Here is a 15,250-nt window from a genome sequence, read left to right on the forward strand (position 1 = left end):
ACATCACGCTCAGTTATGGTGCTCGCATCAAGAGGGTGAACGGGGGTCACCTACGGGGGTGCTTGATGGACAACGGGGCTCGGCGTGCGTGAGCACGCGCGCGTCACGCGCGAGGAACTGAAGCACAGCGCGGCCGTCACCGTGGCGGTACTGCTGGCGGTGGGGCTGCTGGCGGCCTGGAGCGTGCTGATTCCCGGCGTGGACGCCTGGGAGAACATCGTCGTGGCGGTCATCGGCTCGCTGCGGCTGACGGGGCCGGTCGCCGCCGCCTTCGGCGCGTGGGTCGCCATCCGCAAGCGCCGCGCGCTGCGCGGCCGGTCGGTGAGCGCCTGGCGGGCGCTGAAGGTGCCGCTGGGCATCGTGGTCGTGGTGGTGGGGTCGTTCGCCGCCACGGTGCTGGTGCTGGCCGTCAAGACGGTCCTCACCGAGCAGGCGGGACGGCTGAGCCTGGCCGGGCTCGGCATGGGCATGGCCGGGCTCGCGCTCTACGCGGTGATCGGCTGGGTGCTGGGCTGGCTGCTGCCGTACTCGGCCACGCCGCCGCTGGCCGGGCTGGCCTGCTACGGCGCGTTCACCTGGCTGTCGGAGGCCGGGGGGTGGACCGACCAGCTCACTCCCGGCACGGGCGAGCCGTACGACCTGTTCCAGGGCCTGGACGGGGCCGCCTTCGTCGACCAGACGCTGTGGCTGCTCGGCGTCACCGCGGCGCTGCTGCTGTTCTGGGCCGCGGCGGTGACCCGGCAGGCGCTGGTGCTGGCGCTCGCCCTGCTGGCGGTGCTGGCCGCGGGGACGGGCGTGGCCCGGCTGCTGACCGAGCGGAAGGTCGCCGTCGCGCAGCCGATCGTCTACACCTGCCAGCAGTGGCCGATCACGGTCTGCGTGCATCCCGGCATGCGCGGCGGGCTGACCGAGCTGGCCGCGGCGTTCACGAAGATCGCCTCGCGGCTGTCGGGCACGCCCGCGGCCTTCACGCGGGTGGAGCAGCGCCCGCTGGACTCGGAGCTGCGGGCGAGCGGCGGCGTGGTGCCCATCCACGTGGAGGACCTGTCGGCCGGGTTCGCCGAGGAGGCGGCGGGCGAGTTCGTCGAGAGCCTGGCCGCGCGCTGCCCGACCGCCGCCGGCGCCGGCTACCGCGACATCGTCGTCGCCTGGCTGCGCGGCGAGCCCCTGCCGAGCGGGCCGCTGCCCGAGCACCAGTACGCCGCGGCCTGGTTCTCCGGGATCAGCGAGCAGCAGCGGCGCGAGTGGCTGCGCATGTTCTGGGGCGACTTCCGCTCCTGCCGGCTGTCGAGCAGGCACTTCGGCGGCGGCACCATGCGGGCGGCCGGCCCGGCACCCGCCTACCCGGTCAACCCGAGCACGCAGATCTCACCCCGGGGCTCGCACGGAGGCCATGATCGCGGGTAGAGCTGTCATCATGACGACGACCCTCACCCCCCGTCGCGGGTGGAGATATCTCGCGATCGCCCTGGTGACGCTCGCCGCCGTCGCGGTGGCCGGCTGGCTGGCCTGGACCCGGCTGAACCCCTTCGGCGAGCGCACCGTCGACCGCAGCCAGCCCGCGCTGCTGCAGTCCATCCACGACCTGAGCCGCTTCGAGGCCGCGACCGGCAGCTTCCAGGTCGTGGTCGACCTGGAGAAGGACGCCCCCTTCCTGCCCGACGCCGTCAAGGGCTCGCGCACGCTGTTCGTCGGCGCGGGCAGCGTCGACGCCTACGTCGACTTCTCGGGGCTGGCCGAGGAGGCCGTGACGGTCAACGCCGACCGCACCGAGGTCACCCTGCGCATCCCCCATGCCCAGCTGGAGAAGCCCAACCTGGACAACTCGCGCTCCTACGTCTTCGCCGAGCAGCGCGGGCTGGTCGACCGCGTCCAGGACTTCCTGGCCGCCTCCCCGCCGGATCAGCGCGAGCTGTACCTGCTGGCGGAGAAGAAGATCAACGAGGCGGCGACGGCCAGCGACCTGCGCGCCCGCGCGGACGCCAACACCAAGCTCATGCTGGAGAACCTGCTGAAGTCGCTGGGCTTCACCAAGGTCACGGTGACCTTCGCGGACGGCGTCTGAGGTGGCTTACGTCCTCCTCCGCCACGGCGAGGGGCATAGATAGGGCATAAGCCTCATGCGGGGCATGTCGCCTTATCGCGACGCTTAAGACATGCATCCACACATCAGCTACCTGGTGGCGAAGGACAAGATCGACGAGATGCGCCGCGAGGTGGCCCACGAGCGGCTCGTCAGGGCGCTGCCCCGCCTCCGCCGCGAGGACCGCCCCCGCGAGCCGCGCCTCCTCGGCGCCCTGATGGGCTGGCGACTCCTCCGGGGCCGCAAGGCCGCCTGCTAGTGTCCGCCTGCGCCGTGGATGGCCTTGGTCTGGAGGAACTCCTGCAAGCCGTACCGGCCGAGCTCCCGGCCGCTGCCGGACTGCTTGCAGCCTCCGAACGGAGCGCACAGGTCGATCTCGGCGCCGTTGATCTGCACCTGACCGGCCTGGAGCCGACGGGCGACCGTCTGCGCCCGCTCGAGGTCGGTGGACCACACGGCGGCAGCGAGGCCGTAGATGGTGTCGTTGGCCATATGGATCGCCTCGTCCTCATCCGTGTAGGGGAGGATCGACAGGACCGGTCCGAAGATCTCCTGCCGGGCGATGGTCATGTCCGGCCGGACGTCGGCGAAGACGGTGGGACGCACGTAGTGGCCGACGTGGAGCCCCTCGGGTGACTCCGCCCCTCCGGTGACCAGCCGGGCGCCCTCGGCGAGCCCTTCGGCGATGTAGCCGAGGACCCGCTGCCGCTGCGCGGCGGAGATAAGGGGACCGAGCGCGGTCCCTTCGGCAAGCGGGTCGCCGACGACATGGCCCTCGGCGGTCTCGGCCGCGAGGACGACCGCTTCGTCGTACTGGGCTGCGGGGACGAGCATGCGGGTCCAGGCGGTACAGGTCTGTCCGGAGTTCAGGAACGCATAGGCCACCCCCGTCGTCACGGCCTGGTGAAGGTCGGCGTCGGGAAGGATCAGGTTGGCGGACTTGCCGCCGAGCTCGGTGACGACCCGCTTGGCGGTCCGGGACGCGAGCTCGCCGATCCGCCGGCCCGTGCGAGTGGACCCGGTGAACGACACCACGTCCACGTCGGGGTGTGCGGCCAAGGCCTCGCCGGCGACGGCCCCGAGTCCGGGGACGAGGTTGAACACACCCGGCGGCAGCCCGATGTCGTGCATGGCCTCCGCGAGGAGGTATGACGACAGGGGAGCGGCTTCGGCGGGCTTGAGCACGACGGTGCAGCCGGCGGCCAGGGCCGGCACCACCTTCGCGACCGCCTGATGGAGCGGATAGTTCCACGGCGTGATCGCGCCGACGACACCGATCGGCTCCTTCACGACCGTGCTGGAGCCGATCCGCTCGGTGAACTCGAACGCGGGGAGCATCTCGAGGTATGAGGTCGTCACCGCGATCGGCAGTCCGGCCTGCACCTTTCGGGCGAAGCCGATCGGGGCGCCCACCTCCGCCACCACGGTGCGAGCAAGGTCCTCATGCCGGGCGGCCAGGACGTCGCGTAGTCGCGACAGGTATTCGAGCCGCTCGTCGACCTCGGCGCGTGACCAGGCGGGGAAGGCTCGGCGGGCGGCGTTCACGGCGTCGGCGACGTCACCCGCCGTGCCGAGCGGCACCTTGCCGATCACCTGCTCGGTCGCCGGGTTCTCCACTTCGAGGAAGGCTGACTCGCGCGGTGAGCGCCAACGTCCGTCGACATAGATCGAGTCGTAGGTCTTCACGGTCTCCCCTGGTGCTTCCCGGCGGGCGGGTTCGCCGCCGCGGCATCCGGCGGGCGCCGGCCGGTGGCGAGGGTGTGCCGGATCTGGTCGCAGAGCGCGCGCAGCTGCCGCTCCTCGGCGGGCGACAGGCCCACCTGGCACAGCATCATCTCGGGTACGTCGCGGGCTTCCTGCCGGAGTCGCCGGCCGGCTTCGGTGACGGTCAGCACCAGCCGACGTTCGTCGCCGGGCACCCGGCCCCGGTGGAGCAGTCCCTTGCCCTCCAGCCGCTTGACCACGGGGGTGAGGGTAGGGGGGTCCAGATGAGTGCGTTCGGCGAGGGTACGCAGGTCCACACCGTCCTGCTCCCATAGCGTCATCATCACGACATACTGCGTGTAGGTCAGATCGAGCGGGTCGAGCAGCGGGCGGTAGGCCCGGGTGATGGCGTTGACCGCGCTGTAGAGAGCGAAGCACGGCTGGTCCGACATGCGGTGCGTCTTCATGCCGGCACTCGTCAGCGCCAGTAGTCGTTGGCCGCGGCGATGGTCGCGAACTCGATCGCGACGACCTGGGCGATGGCGATCAGGTTGTCGGGGTCCTCGGCGTAGACCGGCCGCAGGCGCTGGCGGACCTCGGCATCCGGCTGGGTCGCCTTCACCGTGCTCCGGGCGAGCTTGATGGCCAGGGCACGGCCCTCGTCGGGGCTGGCGGTGATCAATGTGTTGTCGGGTACGAGCTCCACGGCCTCCTCCTTCTGTTCGCGCGCTAATTATTAGCGCGCGAACATAGCGTCGTCAAATGACCCCAGTCCGCGGCTCGTGGCTCCTAGGCGGGTTTGCGGGCGACGATCGCGACGCCGACGAGATGATCCCGGTGAGTGCGGAACGCACGCCGCATGGAGAGCACTCTTCTGCGCGCGTCAGGGTGCGCGATCAGGTTCCCGACGAAGCGGGCGGCACCGCGCACCCCTTCGTCGGCGATCACCCGCCGCGGGTCCAGGAGGGCCATGGGCGCGGTGTCGACATGCTCCACGACGAACCCATGGCTCTCGAGCAGGGTTCGCCATTCGGCGACGGTCTGGGGACGCGCGTTCACTTTGAGCGAGCGGGCAAGGGCCTGCCGGATGCCGGTCTTGACCTGGTCGGGCAAGGTATCGGGAGTCAGCCCGAGTTCGTGGATCCCGTACCGCCCGCCGGGACGCAGGATGCGTGCCGCCTCGGCGACGATGGCGTTCTTTGCCTTGTCGCCCTGCATGCTGAGCATGGCCTCGCCCAGGACGACGTCGGCGGATCCGGCCGGGAGGCCGGTGGCCGAGGCATCGGCGACCGCGACGGTGCCGCGGCCGGACACGATGCCGCGCACGGCGTCGACGGCGACCGGGTCACTGTCGACGCCGACGTAGGAGCGTGCACGGCGGTCGATGATCTCGCGCGCCGTGCGTCCCAGGCCGGGCGCCAGCTCGACGACATCGGATCCGGTCACTCCGGCTCGTGCCAGGAGGATCGTCGTCAGTTCGGCGCCTCCAGGGCGGAGCACGCGCTTGCCGAGGCGCGCCAGCAGCCGGTGCCCCTTGAGGCCGGCGTCGGGACGTTCGTGCCAAGCGTGTCGTCTCATCGTTCGTCCCGTCACTCCGATGGGCGCCGGTCGGCGACGTCGAGGACCAGTGACGGGCGTCGCCGGTGGACGGTGAGGTAGGTCAGGCCGTCCGCCCCGGCGGCGAACCGCCGCCTGGAACGCCTGGGAAGCCAGACGAGCGCCCCGGGGCGCAGCTCGAGCACGTCGAGCTCGGTGTCGAGGTGACCGGTCCCGCCGAGCACGAGGAGGAGGACGTCGAGGTCGGGCCCGGCGTGTGTCTCTATGGTGGCGTCCGGGCGCAGGTTGACGATATTGGAGTCGAGGTCGCGCCGGCTCATCTGCAGTTTCCACACCGCGCCCCCCGCGTCGGGCTCTCCGGGGCCGGGGACGGCGTGGACGTCGGCGAGGATCCGCGGCAGCGGGGTGCCGGCCAGCTTGGTGATCCGGATCCGCCAGACGCCAGGCCCCCTGTCGAGGTAGTCCCAGCCGTAGCCGCCCGCGTGGTCGAGCTCGAACTCCTGCCGCAGGTGCCGCGGATCATGGTTGTTGACCAGCACGAAGGACTCGCCGACGGCGAGGCCGTCGAACTCCTGGAAGATGCGGGGATGTTTGTCGGGCTTGGGCAGCGGTCGTACGTCGAGCTCTTGGCCGGGCATGGCACTCCTTTCGTTGGCCCTATTTATACAAGTGCATTTTGTGTAAACTCAAGCCCATGAGGTACGTCGACGACGAGAGATCGGGCGGCGCGAGGTCCGAACGGGCTGCTGAGCGGCCCGTGGCGCCGGCGACCGGACGCCGGCGGCTCATCCTGACGATGCTTCGCGAATCCGGCTCACCCCTGAGTGTGGCCGACATCGCCGAGCGGCTCGGGGTGCATCCCAACACGGCGCGGTTCCATCTCGACGCCCTGGCCGAGACCGGCCAGGTGGAGCGGGTTCACGCCGTCCCGTCCGGTCCGGGCCGGCCACCGCTGGCGTACCGGGCGCGGCCGGGGATGGATCGCGGCGGGCCGCGCAGTTATCGGCTGCTTGCCGAGATCCTGGCCGGCAACCTGGCCGCCGACCCCGAACCCGTCACCAGGGCGATCGAGGCCGGACGTGCGTGGGGCGGCTTCCTCGTCGATCGCCCGTCTCCGTCCGAGGAGGTCACCCGGCAGGCCGCCGTACAGCGGCTCGTCCGCCTGCTCGACGACCTCGGGTTCGCACCGGATGAAGGGCCGTCGGAAGGACCGGCGGGAGGACCGGCGCAGATCGGCCTGCGGCACTGCCCCTTCCTCGAACTCGTCGGCACCCAGGGCAAGGTGATCTGCCCCTTGCACCTCGGCCTCATGCAAGGGGCGATGGCGGCGATCGGCGCCCCGGTGACGGTCGACCGGCTCGACCCCTTCGCCCGGCCCGATCTGTGCCTCGCGCACCTCGCGACCGCGGACGGCGCGCGGTGACCGCCCCCGTGGACCGTCCGGCCCGCAGGAGAGGAAGGGTTCGCCCATGACCACGGCATCGGCTGTCGCCACCGGCGTGGCGTTTGTGTGGCTCGGGATGGTGCTGGCCATCTCGTTCCTTGAGGCCCCGCTGAAGTTCCGCGCGCCAGGCGTGGACCTGCGCATCGGTCTCGGGATCGGCAGGCTGGTCTTTCGCGCCCTCAACACCGCCGAAACCGTCCTCGCCACGGCGCTCCTCGTCGCGATCGCCGCCCAGGGCACGCCGTCCGCGGTCGCGGTCGCCGCCGTCGTCGCGGTCGCGGCGCTGACGGTGCAGGTCGGCGCGGTCCGGCCGCGACTGACCCGACGCTCCGACCGCGTCCTCGCCGGCGAGGACGCACCGCGCTCACGGAGCCATCACGCCTACGTCGCCCTCGAGACCGCAAAGGTGGCGGCCCTGTTCACCGCCGGTGTCCTGCTGCTGGCGACGTGAAGCCACCGAACCCGGAAGGCGGCAACATGCAACCGATCTCCCTGGACGCCCTGGCGAGCGAGCAACTCACCGCGGCGCGATCATCCACGAACGGGCGCAGCGCGCGCACCGTCCACGGCGGACACCGGCACTCCCTACGCCAGACGCTTCTCGCGCTCGCCGCCGGACAGGGCCTCGACGAGCACGAGAGCCCCGGCGAGGCCACCCTGCTGGTGTTGCGCGGCCGTGTCCGCCTCGCGACCGCTCTCGACTCCTGGGAGGGAGCGGCGGGCGACTACGTCGTGATCCCGGCGGAGCGGCACAGCCTGACCGCGATCGACGACTCCGCCGTCCTGCTCACCGTGGCGGTGCGCTCCCGCCCGGAGACCCTAAACGAGGCCGCCGGGCAGGCGCCTCCACGGTGACGTAGGGCGCGGGAACGTCCGGCGCGGGCCGCGTAGGCTAACCTCCGCATCGGGGTCGGCGCCAAGCTCACTGAAGCGGACGTGGAGCAGGCCGAAACCCGTCGAACCCGATCTGGTTCGCGCTAGCGAAGGGACCGTCATGTTCTGCGACGAGGTCTGGGCTCGTACGGCCAAGCTGCTGCGGGCCATCCACGAGCACCCGTTCAACACCGCGCTCGGCGAGGGCACGCTCGACCGGGAGCGGTTCGCGTTCTACATCGTGCAGGACGCGCGCTATCTGGAGGCCTTCGCCAAGGCGCTGGCCACGGCGGCCGTGCGGGCGACCGACCCGGAGGAGGTGGCGTTCTGGGCGCAGAGCGCCCACGGGGCGATCGCGGCGGAGCGCACGCTGCACGAGGGATACATCGAGGAGTACGGCCTGACCGCCGACGACCTGGCCGGCGTGCCCACCTCGCCCACCGCGCTGGCGTACTCCTCCTGGCTGCAGGCGATGGCCCTGTCCGCGCCGTACCCGGTCCTGGCGGCGGCCGTGCTGCCGTGCTTCTGGGTGTACCAGGACGTCGGGCAGGCGCTGGTGTCGCGCAGCTCCGAGACGCATCCCTACCGGGCCTGGATCGCGACGTACGCCGATCCGAGCTTCGAGGCGGCCGTGACGGGGGCGAAGGAGATCACCGACCGGCTGGCGGCCTCGGCGGACGAGCCCACTCGCGAGGCGATGGCGGCGGCGTTCGTCAAGGCGACCGAGTACGAGTGGATGTTCTGGGACAGCGCGTGGCGCCGGGAGGGCTGGCCGACTTCGGAGTGGGTGTCGTAGGGCTCCTCCCGGCGGGAGGCGCCCCGCTACGCCGAAGGCACCCGCAGGATGAGCGCGTCGCCTTGGCCGCCGCCGCCGCACAGGCCCGCGGCGCCGACGCCGCCGCCCCGGCGCCGCAGCTCGTGCGCCAGCGTGAGCACGATGCGGGCGCCCGACGCCCCGATGGGGTGGCCGAGCGCGATGCCGCCGCCGTTGACGTTCACCTTCTCCATCGGCACGCCCAGTTCCTTGACCGACTGGAGGACGACGCTCGCGAACGCCTCGTTGATCTCCACGAGGTCCAGGTCGCCGGCCGACAGCCCCTCCTTGCCGAGGGCGTGCTTGATCGCGTTGGCCGGCTGCGACTGGAGCGAGGCGTCGGGCCCGGCCACGTTCCCGTGCCGCCCGATCTCGGCCAGCCACGGCAGCCCCAGCTCCTCCGCCTTGGCCCGCGACATCACCACGACCGCGCAGGCCCCGTCGGAGATCTGGGAGGCCGACCCGGCGGTGATGGTCCCGTCGGGGGCGAAGGCGGGCTTCAGCCGCGCCAGCGTCTCCACGGTCGTGTCGCCGCGCACTCCCTCGTCGTCCTTGACGACGACCGGCTCCCCGCGCCGCTGCGGGATCGTCACCGGGACGATCTCGTCCTCAAACACGCCGTTCTTGATCGCCGCGGCGGCCAGCTGGTGGGAGCGTGCCGCGAACTCGTCCTGGGCGGCCCGGTCGATGCCCAGCCGCGCGTTGTAGCGCTCGGTGGACTCGCCCATCGCGCACTGGTCGAACGCGCAGAACAGGCCGTCGTGCGCCATCGAGTCCAGCACCGTGGCCGAGCCGTACTTGACGCCCTTGCGCAGGTCGGGCAGCAGGTGCGGGGCGTTGGTCATGGACTCCATGCCGCCGGCCACGACGATGTCGAACTCGCCGGCGCGGATGAGCTGGTCGGCCAGCGCGATGGCGTCGAGGCCGGACAGGCACACCTTGTTGACGGTCAGGGACGGCACGGTCATGGGGATGCCGGCCTTGACCGCGGCCTGGCGGGACGGGATCTGGCCCGCGCCGGCCTGGAGAACCTGTCCCATGATCACGTACTGCACGGCCTCGGGCGACACGCCGGCGCGCTCGAGCGCGGCCTTGATGGCGATGCCGCCAAGCTCGACGGCGCTGAGGCTGGACAGGGACCCGAGGAGCTTGCCGATGGGCGTCCTAGCGCCGGCGACGATGACGGAACCAGACATGGGGGCCTCCCCTGGCAGATATGCGGCGTCTTTTGCAACGATACCGACATGCTGCTGCGCATCGATCACGTGGGGATCGCCTGCCACGACCTGGAAGAGAAGATCAGGTTGTTCCAGGAGCTGTTCGAGCTCGAGGTCGTGGCCAGGGAGGTCAACGAGGAGCAGGGAGTCAAGGAGGCCATGCTGCGGGTGGCGGGAGACTCCTACATCCAGCTTCTGGAGCCGCTCTCCCCCGACTCGCCGGTCGGCAGGTTCCTGGCCAGGCGCGGTGAGGGTGTGCATCATGTGGCCTTCGGGGTAGGTGATGTGTCCGACGCCATGGGCCGGATCGCCGAGAAGGGCGTCAGGCTCCTCGACGAGCAGCCGCGACACGGGTCGATGGGCTCCTCGATCGCCTTCCTCCACCCCAAGGACGTGGGAGGAATGCTCACCGAGCTCGTACAGGCCGCAAAACGTAAATAACGTTCATAAGTAACGGGTCGTCGGACGGGGCCACCAAGGCGGCAACACCGGAGTACGCTGGCCTTCCACCGGACATGGAGCCTGGCCGCCGAGCCACCGGCTCCTGGCTCGGATGCCCCCGAACCCCCCGTCCGGCACGTGTAGCCGTCTCGACAACCCAGGATCGAGCCTCCATGCAGTCCGACATCGACGCCCAGCTCAACAACTTCTTCGAGGACGCCCCCGCTCGCGAGTTCGACGTGGTGCTCCGGGGCTACGACAGGCACCAGGTCCACGACCACCTCAAGCAGCTCGACACCGAGCTGCGCCAGGCCCGCGACCAGGTCGCGGCGCTCCAGCGCGAGCTGGCCGACTCCCAGCGCCAGTTGCAGGAGCAGGAGCGGCCCACGTACTCCGGCCTGGGCGCCCGGATCGAGCAGCTGCTGCGCCTGGCCGAGGAGCAGGCCACCGAGCTCGTCCAGGCCGCCAGGTCCGAGGCCAACGAGATCAAGGCGGCCGCCAAGGTGGAGGCCGCCGACCTGCGGGCCGCGGCGGAGAGCGAGGCGGCCGAGACCCGCGCCAAGGCCGCCAGGGAGGCCGAGGAGCTGCGCACGACCGCCGAGCGCGAGGCCGAGGAGGTCCGCTCCACGGCCCGCCGCGAGGCCGACGAGCTGACCGCGATCACCGAGCGCGAGGTCGCCAAGCTGCGCGCCGCCGCCGACCACGAGGTGGCCGAGAAGCGCGCCGACGCCGAGCGCGAGATCGCCAAGCTGCGCACCACCACCGAGCGCGAGGTCGCCCAGCTGCGCGCCTCGACCAAGCGGGAGCGCGACGAGGTCCTCACCACCGCCAAGCGCCAGGCCGACGAGATGCGCGCCCAGGCCCAGCGGATCCTGGAGGAGTCCGAGGCCAAGCGGGCCCAGGACGAGGCCGAGTTCGAGATCCAGCTGGCCGCCCGCCGCGAGGAGGCCGAGCGCCAGGAGGCCGAGCGCCACGCCACCGCGCAGGCCAACACCCAGAAGCTGGTCGCCGAGGCCGAGCAGCGCGCCGCGACCGCCGAGTCCCGCGCCGCCAAGGCCACCCAGCAGGCCGAGCAGACCCGGCGCGAGGCCGACGCCCACGCCAAGCAGATGGTCGCCAACGCCAAGCAGACCGCCGAGCAGGTCGTGGCCGAGGCCAAGGCCAGCGCCGAGCACATCGTCAGCGAGGCCAAGGCGGAGGCGGAGCGGATCCGCACCCAGATGCAGCGCCAGGTCGACGAGCTGACCCGCCAGCGCGACAGCATCACCAGTCACCTCGCCCAGCTGCGCCAGCTGCTCGGCGGTACGGCGCTGCCCGGCATGGACCCCGAGCCCGCGCCCGTGGCCGCCCCGGCGCCCAAGCCCGCGATCGCTCCGGCCAACGACCGGCCGCAGCCCGTGGCGGCAGCGGCCCCCACCCCGGCTCCCGCGGCCGTTCCGGCGCCCGCGGCCACCGCCACGAAGGAGGAGTCCAAGGCGGACGACGACGACGCCGAGTGGTGGCAGGAGTAGCCCTGTCGCAGGGGGCTGATCGACGGCTGGGAAAGCCCGGCGACCGCGTGGTCGCCGGGCTTTTCGGCGTACGGCGCGCCGGGGCCGCATCGCCGCGGGGCCGGGCGGGCCCACCGTGGCCGGGGCCGGTCATTTTAGCCAATAAATGTTGACTTAATTTGCCGGGTACGCGAATATTGAGCACGATAGTTGGCGAAAACTCCCCCGAGGAGACACAGATGACCGCGCTGACATGGGACGCCGACGACGCCGTCGAGGAACTCGCCCTGGCCCGCATCGCCGGGGACTCGCCGGTGATCGACCTTCTGGCGGCCCAGCGGGCGGTGACGGACCTGCTGCATGCCCTCGGCCGCGACCCGTACTCGCCGCACCTGCGCGACACCCCGCGGCGCGTGGCCACCGCCCTGGCGCAGATGCTGACCCCGGCGCCGTTCCAGCTGACGACCTTCCCCAACGACGAGGGCTACGACGAGCTCGTGCTCGTCAGGCGCATCCCGTTCTCGTCCCTGTGCGAGCACCACCTCCTGCCCTTCTCCGGCGTGGCCCACGTCGGCTACCTGCCCGGCGACCGCATCGTGGGGCTGTCGAAGCTGGCCCGCGTGGTCCACCACTTCGCCCGTGACACGCAGGTCCAGGAACGCCTGACCGCCCAGATCGCCGATTTCCTGGAACAGACCTTGCGCCCCAAGGGCGTCGGTGTCGTCCTCGAGGCGGAGCACCTGTGCATGTCGTTGCGCGGGGTGCAGGCCGTCGGCGCGCGGACCGTCACCTCGCGCCTGCTCGGGACGCTCCGCGACGACCCCCGGTCGCGAGGGGAGTTCATGACGCTGACCACCGCCACGGGCGGCTGATCGGCAACCGGCCGTCAGGTGGCACAACTATTTGGAAACTTTCCTAAAAGAAAGCATTGACCCGCCTGGTGAGACCGCCTACCTTCCCGATCAGGAACGCCTCTCACCCCCCAGGACGGCGACAATGCCCAACCATGTGCGCCTGGCGCTCGGCGCTGCCGCGACGAGCCTGGCACTCCTCGCGGCGGGGCTCATCGGCACGGCCGCCGCGGCCGCCGACCACGAGTCCTGCCGTCCCGACGGCCTGTACCGCACGCCCGGCGTGGACGTCCCCTACTGCGCCGCCTACGACGACAGCGGCCGGGAGAAGATGGGCGACGCCCATCCGCGCCGGGTCATCGGCTACTTCACCGGCTGGCGGCACGGCAGGAACGGCCAGCCCGCCTACCTGGCCAAGGACATCCCCTGGTCGAAGATCACGCACATCAACTACGCCTTCGCCCACGTCGGGGCCGACAACAAGCTGTCGGTGGGCGCCGACTCGCCGGACAACCCCGCCACCGGCATGGACTTCCCCGGCAACGACCCGGCTCTGCCGTACAAGGGGCACTTCAACGCGCTCACCACGCTCAAGAAGGCCCACCCGCACGTCAAGACCCTGATCAGCGTGGGCGGCTGGGCGGAGACCGGAGGGTACTTCGACGCCGACGGCAACCGGGTGGCCTCCGGCGGCTTTTACACGATGACCGACAGCCAGGCGTCGATCGACACGTTCGCCGACTCGGCCGTCGCCTTCATCAGGAAGTACGGCTTCAACGGGGTCGACATCGACTACGAGTACCCCACGAGCATGAAGGACGCGGGCAACCCGCTGGACTGGCAGATCGCCAACGCGCGGCGCGCCAAGCTGATGCAGGGCTACGTGGCGCTGATGAAGACGCTGCGCGAGAAGCTCGACCGCGCCTCGGCGGCCGACGGCAAGTACTACCTGCTGACCGCCGCCGTCCCGGCCTCCGGCTACCTGCTGCGCGGCATGGAGACCTTCCAGGTCGCCCAGTACCTCGACTATGTCAACATCATGTCCTACGACCTGCACGGCGCCTGGAACGAGTTCGTCGGCCCCAACGCCGCCCTCTACGACGACGGCAAGGACGCCGAGCTGGCCAAGTGGGGCGTCTACACCACCGCGCAGTACGGCGGCATCGGCTACCTCAACACCGACTGGGCCTACCACTACTTCCGCGGCGCGATGCCGCCCGGCCGCGTCAACATCGGCGTGCCGTACTACACGCGCGGCTGGCGCAACGTCACCGGCGGCACGAACGGCCTGTGGGGCACCTCCAGGGGCACCAGTTGCCCGATCGGGCTGACCACCTGCGGCGACGGTGCCATGGGCATCGACAACCTGTGGCACGACAAGGAGAACGGCAAGGAGGTCGGCGCCGGGTCCAACCCGATGTGGCACGCCAAGAACCTCGAGAAGGGCATCAACGGCTCCTACCTGAGCGCCTACGGCGTCACCGAGCGGATCACCGGCACCTACACGCGCCACTACGACAGCACGCTGGTCGCGCCCTGGCTGTGGAACGCCGGCAAGAAGGTGTTCCTGTCCACCGAGGACGAGCAGTCGCTCAAGGCGAAGGCCGAGTACGTCAAGGACAAGGGCCTGGGCGGCGTGATGATCTGGGAGCTGGCCGGCGACTACGAGTGGACCGGCAGCGAGTACTTCATGGGCGACACGCTGACGACGCTGCTCGACGACACGCTGAAGACGGCCTCGCCGTACGTCGCGACCCGGTCCAAGGTCGCCCTCCCGGCCGAGAAGCTGGACATCACGGTCGAGGCCACGCAGTTCCCGGTCGGCGACAGCAACTACCCGATCAGCCCCAAACTCAAGATCACCAACCGGTCGACGGTCACACTGCCAGGCGGCACGGAGTTCCAGTGGGACTACGCGACCTCCTCGCCGAACAACGCCAAGGACCAGTCCGGCTTCGGGCTCAGGGTGATCAGCAGCGAGCACACCGCCGCCGGCAACATCGGCGGGCTGAAGGGCGACTACCACCGCGTGTCGGTCAAGCTGCCGAGCTGGCAGTCGCTGGCTCCCGGCGCGTCGGTGACCATGGACTACGTCTACTACCTGCCCGCGCCCGGGCCGAACAACTTCACCGTCACCTTCGGCGGCAAGACGTACGGCCTGGCCCAGGACCTCGCGCGGGGCGGCGGGATCGTCGATCCGACCCCCTCGCCCTCGCCCACGGTGACGCCCACCGGCGGCACCTGCACCGAGCCCGCGTGGGAGTCCGGCAAGATCTACACGGGCGGGCAGCGGGTCTCCCACAAGGGCCGCACGTGGGAGGCCAGGTGGTGGACGCAGAACAACGAGCCGGGCACCAGCGAGGTGTGGAGGGACCTGGGCGCCTGCTCGGGCGGCGGCACCCCGACGCCCACGGCCACGCCGACCGCCACGCCGACCGCCACCCCCACGGCCACACCGACTGTCACGCCGACCGCCACGCCCACGCCCACGGCCACACCGACCGTGACCCCGACGGCCACACCGACCGTGACCCCGACCGGCAGCCACCCGGCCTGGCAGGCGGGCACCGCGTACGCCGCCGGTGACCGCGTCACCTACCAGGGCGTCTCCTACCAGTGCCGCCAGCCGCACACCGCTCAGCCGGGCTGGGAGCCGCCCAACGTCCCCGCCCTCTGGCAACGCCTGTGACGGAAGCGAAAGGAGAGCCTAGCGGTTCGCTAGGCTCTCCTTTCGCATGAGGTCATGAGGTACGGCTTTCGCCCGCGTTCGCCCCAG

At 71.1% G+C, this 15,250-nt stretch carries 17 protein-coding genes; 11 read left to right on the top strand and 6 right to left on the bottom strand.

Translation table 11 applies throughout. The features are described from left to right. Window positions 1-84 precede the first annotated feature (84 nt). The 3 genes from BSB02_RS20325 to BSB02_RS20335 all read left to right on the top strand — a co-directional run bounded on the left by BSB02_RS20325 (window position 85) and on the right by BSB02_RS20335 (window position 2,342). Entirely contained in the window at window positions 85-1,407 is a 1,323-nt protein-coding gene (locus BSB02_RS20325; RefSeq protein WP_084960686.1) for a hypothetical protein, read from the top strand. A gap of 10 nt (window positions 1,408-1,417) precedes the next feature. Continuing rightward, entirely contained in the window at window positions 1,418-2,065 is a 648-nt protein-coding gene (locus BSB02_RS20330) for a DUF4230 domain-containing protein (RefSeq protein ID WP_084960688.1), read from the top strand. A 91-nt stretch (window positions 2,066-2,156) separates the two neighbouring features. Next, entirely contained in the window at window positions 2,157-2,342 is a 186-nt protein-coding gene (locus tag BSB02_RS20335) for a hypothetical protein (RefSeq protein ID WP_084960691.1), read from the top strand. Here the strand turns inward: BSB02_RS20335 and BSB02_RS20340 are convergent. The 5 genes from BSB02_RS20340 to BSB02_RS20360 all read right to left on the bottom strand — a co-directional run bounded on the left by BSB02_RS20340 (window position 2,339) and on the right by BSB02_RS20360 (window position 5,982). Continuing rightward, window positions 2,339-3,769, bottom strand: coding sequence for an aldehyde dehydrogenase family protein (locus tag BSB02_RS20340; RefSeq protein WP_084960693.1), 1,431 nt, complete (start codon window positions 3,767-3,769; stop codon window positions 2,339-2,341). The genes BSB02_RS20335 and BSB02_RS20340 overlap by 4 nt on opposite strands. Beyond that, window positions 3,766-4,254, bottom strand: a complete 489-nt coding sequence (locus BSB02_RS20345; RefSeq protein ID WP_143590934.1) for a MarR family winged helix-turn-helix transcriptional regulator — start codon at window positions 4,252-4,254, stop codon at window positions 3,766-3,768. The genes BSB02_RS20340 and BSB02_RS20345 overlap by 4 nt, the downstream gene beginning before the upstream one ends. 11 nt (window positions 4,255-4,265) lie before the next feature. After that, the gene (locus BSB02_RS20350; protein ID WP_084960695.1) at window positions 4,266-4,493 is read right to left on the bottom strand and encodes a hexameric tyrosine-coordinated heme protein; all 228 of its coding nucleotides are present in this window, start codon (window positions 4,491-4,493) and stop codon (window positions 4,266-4,268) included. A gap of 83 nt (window positions 4,494-4,576) precedes the next feature. Then, entirely contained in the window at window positions 4,577-5,365 is a 789-nt protein-coding gene (locus tag BSB02_RS20355; protein WP_084960697.1) for a class I SAM-dependent methyltransferase, read from the bottom strand. 11 nt (window positions 5,366-5,376) lie between these two features. Beyond that, entirely contained in the window at window positions 5,377-5,982 is a 606-nt protein-coding gene (locus BSB02_RS20360) for a DUF2249 domain-containing protein (protein WP_084960700.1), read from the bottom strand. Window positions 5,983-6,038: 56 nt separating this feature from the next. On the opposite strand from BSB02_RS20360, the gene BSB02_RS20365 reads away from it, so the two are divergent. The 4 genes from BSB02_RS20365 to tenA all read left to right on the top strand — a co-directional run bounded on the left by BSB02_RS20365 (window position 6,039) and on the right by tenA (window position 8,457). Next, window positions 6,039-6,767, top strand: a complete 729-nt coding sequence (locus tag BSB02_RS20365) for a helix-turn-helix transcriptional regulator (protein ID WP_084960702.1) — start codon at window positions 6,039-6,041, stop codon at window positions 6,765-6,767. Between the two features lie 46 nt (window positions 6,768-6,813). Further along, complete coding sequence (locus tag BSB02_RS20370; RefSeq protein WP_084960704.1) at window positions 6,814-7,239, top strand: hypothetical protein; 426 nt, start codon at window positions 6,814-6,816, stop codon at window positions 7,237-7,239. Window positions 7,240-7,265: 26 nt separating this feature from the next. Further along, complete coding sequence (locus tag BSB02_RS20375) at window positions 7,266-7,643, top strand: cupin domain-containing protein (protein WP_084960706.1); 378 nt, start codon at window positions 7,266-7,268, stop codon at window positions 7,641-7,643. 139 nt (window positions 7,644-7,782) lie between these two features. Continuing rightward, the gene (gene tenA / locus BSB02_RS20380) at window positions 7,783-8,457 is read left to right on the top strand and encodes a thiaminase II (protein ID WP_084960708.1); all 675 of its coding nucleotides are present in this window, start codon (window positions 7,783-7,785) and stop codon (window positions 8,455-8,457) included. A gap of 26 nt (window positions 8,458-8,483) precedes the next feature. Here the strand turns inward: tenA and BSB02_RS20385 are convergent, their stop codons facing one another. Then, window positions 8,484-9,671, bottom strand: a complete 1,188-nt coding sequence (locus BSB02_RS20385; RefSeq protein WP_084960710.1) for an acetyl-CoA C-acetyltransferase — start codon at window positions 9,669-9,671, stop codon at window positions 8,484-8,486. Between the two features lie 48 nt (window positions 9,672-9,719). Here BSB02_RS20385 and mce point away from each other — a divergent pair, with 48 nt between their 5' ends. From mce to BSB02_RS20405, 4 genes are all read left to right on the top strand, one after another. Then, entirely contained in the window at window positions 9,720-10,133 is a 414-nt protein-coding gene (gene mce, locus BSB02_RS20390; protein ID WP_084960712.1) for a methylmalonyl-CoA epimerase, read from the top strand. 173 nt (window positions 10,134-10,306) lie between these two features. Continuing rightward, the gene (locus tag BSB02_RS20395; RefSeq protein ID WP_084960714.1) at window positions 10,307-11,644 is read left to right on the top strand and encodes a DivIVA domain-containing protein; all 1,338 of its coding nucleotides are present in this window, start codon (window positions 10,307-10,309) and stop codon (window positions 11,642-11,644) included. Between the two features lie 218 nt (window positions 11,645-11,862). Then, a complete protein-coding gene (gene folE, locus BSB02_RS20400; RefSeq protein ID WP_084960716.1) occupies window positions 11,863-12,495 on the top strand; it encodes a GTP cyclohydrolase I FolE in 633 nt (210 codons plus the stop codon). A gap of 124 nt (window positions 12,496-12,619) precedes the next feature. Next, entirely contained in the window at window positions 12,620-15,163 is a 2,544-nt protein-coding gene (locus tag BSB02_RS20405) for a chitinase C-terminal domain-containing protein (RefSeq protein ID WP_084960719.1), read from the top strand. Window positions 15,164-15,250: the final 87 nt, after the last annotated feature.

The sequence above is a fragment of the Thermoactinospora rubra genome (assembly GCF_002093975.1).
GTDB classification, from domain to species: Bacteria; Actinomycetota; Actinomycetes; order Streptosporangiales; family Streptosporangiaceae; genus Nonomuraea; species Nonomuraea rubra_A.